This window comes from Bartonella sp. AP57NXGY, from assembly GCF_042195805.1.
Lineage (GTDB): Bacteria > Pseudomonadota > Alphaproteobacteria > Rhizobiales > Rhizobiaceae > Bartonella.
The window spans coordinates 1-2,501 of record NZ_JBHIOZ010000178.1 but is presented as its reverse complement, the minus strand read 5'-3'; the positions used below and the strand labels follow the sequence as shown (position 1 = coordinate 2,501).

General features: G+C 38.1%; 3 protein-coding genes. All 3 read right to left on the bottom strand.

From position 1 onward, the window contains the following. A partial coding sequence (locus tag ACFIL8_RS09150) for an ABC transporter substrate-binding protein (protein WP_375689519.1) occupies positions 1-1,028 on the bottom strand: 1,028 nt, incomplete at its 3' end. Positions 1,029-1,384: 356 nt separating this feature from the next. After that, positions 1,385-1,603 carry an exodeoxyribonuclease VII large subunit gene (locus ACFIL8_RS09145; protein ID WP_375638543.1) on the bottom strand — a complete coding sequence of 73 codons (219 nt, stop codon included), beginning with the start codon at positions 1,601-1,603 and terminating at the stop codon, positions 1,385-1,387. Positions 1,604-1,946: 343 nt separating this feature from the next. After that, positions 1,947-2,501, bottom strand: a 555-nt coding sequence (locus tag ACFIL8_RS09140; protein ID WP_375682174.1) for an ABC transporter substrate-binding protein, incomplete at its 5' end; no start/stop codon positions are given.

The following is a 2,501-nucleotide window of genomic DNA, read 5'->3' as shown; positions in this document are numbered from 1 at the left end:
AGAGGAATAAAACTTGCACGTGGAATACCAACATCTTTGAGAAGAGTCTTACCGAGTCCTTCATAGTCAATAAGATAGCGCATCGCCAAACGCACTTTTTCATTGGCAAAAATTGGATTTGTCGCATTAAATCCCCATATGATCATGGAGGGCGCCAAAACTTTTTCAACTTTAATATCCGTTGTTGCTTGGAGATCTGCCAAATCCTCTGGCATCAGATTACGTGCAACATCGATATCGTGTTTTTGCAACAATAAACGTTGTGTTCCAGGTTCCGCAACATGGCGAATTAAAATCTTCTTCAATTTAGGCGCCTCCCCCCAATAATTGGAGCTTGCACGCAACAAAATTCCTTCTCCAGGGCGCCAACTCTCTAGCTGATAAGGACCAACACAAGCAGAATGACTGGCCAAATATCGGTTTCCCATATCACCATCTTGTTCGTTTTTCATGAGTGTCTCACGATCCAGCACGGCAGCAGTGCGATTAGTGGAAATATTGCTAAGAATGAGCTCTGCTGGATAAGGTTTATCAAATTTCATCACCACCGTTTTGTCATCCGGTGCTTGAAAAGCCTCATCAACGTTTTGTTCTGTAATCCCATATTCATTAAATGTTGCTGCATTAGACAATTTCAATTTGACAACCCGCTTCATACCCCAAACAAGATCATTGGCATTCGCAGGACGACCATCATAAAACTTTAAACCATCACGCAAGTGAAAAGTAATCACCGTACTCTGATCATCACTTGAAACATCCCAGCTCTTCGCTAACGAGGGAACCATTTTAGCCGCATCATCTGTAGCAGAAACGACTAAATTATCACAAATATTGTTAACCACTTCAATTCCATAACGGTCATTGAGTTGTGCAGGGTCAAATGTATTTATTGGATCGAGATTCCAAGCCATCACAAGCGTATCGGCGGGTGTTTTTGCTGAAACTTGTTGCACAAACATCCCCATTGCAAGAACAGCAGAAACAAAAGAACTGCCCTTTTTCAATATTTTTCTTTTCACGTTCATAGAATTTTCCTTTTAACGTTTATTGTATAAATTCTCCATGCAGCAAAACGTGCTTAATTTAAGTTTAGACGAACGATAGGCTCCTAAAGACCAAACTTTAAAATCTTCAAGAACAAGCACCTCTTGCCAATGACTCCTCTTGTCTACACTTATAAGCCAAACTAAAACATACAAAGGAAAACACTCTAATATACAATGAATGCTCACCAACAACAGAGCTTAATCACGATATCATAACGCCTACTATTGAAGACTATAAAACCTGTATTTTTTCTATCTTGTTAAGCAAGCTTGTCTCGTATTTCTTCCGGCGTTTTCTATACCATCAAAGCACTACCCCTTTTAGCTCAAGTACCTTAATAACAACGAGCCTTCATAACAATTTGACGATTTGATAAAACAGAAAAATTCGTTAGTTTGCCAAATGCAACGACTTTTATTCCTTCTTCAAAAGAAAATTTAATTTTTTCATCACTCCCCGTAAAACAACACCCTCCAAATGACATCTCATCATCTTTCAAAGCAAAAGAAAATATAAACACCATAAAAAACTGATATCCCTTGTGTACCCCCATAACAAAACTTTCCTTCAACATCGCAAAACCTTTGCACCTTTAGCACCACTAAATTCCGCGATATTTGTTACACTTAGTTTTTTTATGTTACTCTCAGTTTTTTAACAAATAAATTGACCACTTTCTAATTCAGAAAAATTGAAATATCGATCTTAACATCCACTTAAATACACCTCTAATGAGAATGAAAAATATCTTTAAACGAATGTCTTGAAAAGACATTCAACAATATATCACGCATTACCTATGATCTTCGACGCATTGCAAAACTTGAAAATTTATACAATACGCCGAATATATCATGACGATGCCCTTTATCTATTGAACAGCATTGAAGACACTCTTATTTTTCAATTTTACTATAAAAAATATGTGGCGCACTATTCCAAACCCACTTTTTGATATCAGGGGTCATCGCGATAACAGTATATTTCTGAAAGATAAACGCATAAGGTCCTTTTTGCATCAATTCACGTTGTAAATCAGCATAGAGTTGTGCCCGTTTTTGCGGATCTTTTTGAAACAATGCATCCTGAACCTTTTGATTCATCGTTTCATCCAAATACCCATATTGCCAACTAGGATAGGCGGTATTTTTTGCCTCAAGCCGATTATCTGGATTATAAACAAGACGTGAAGCCATGGTATGAGGATCCGCAGAATCATTATTCCATCCGACAAAAATCGTATCAAAAGCCCGGGCATAAAGTTTAGAAAACAACTGTGTACCGGCCATCCGTTCAATTTTAAGACGCACCCCCGCCTTTGCGGCACTATCTTGGAGTGACTGAGCAACTAACACCCTATAAGGAGCATTTGATACGAGAAAATTTGCCTCAAATCCATTCGGATAACCAGCTTCTGCTAAAAGCTGCTTGGCTTTTGCAATATCAAGTTT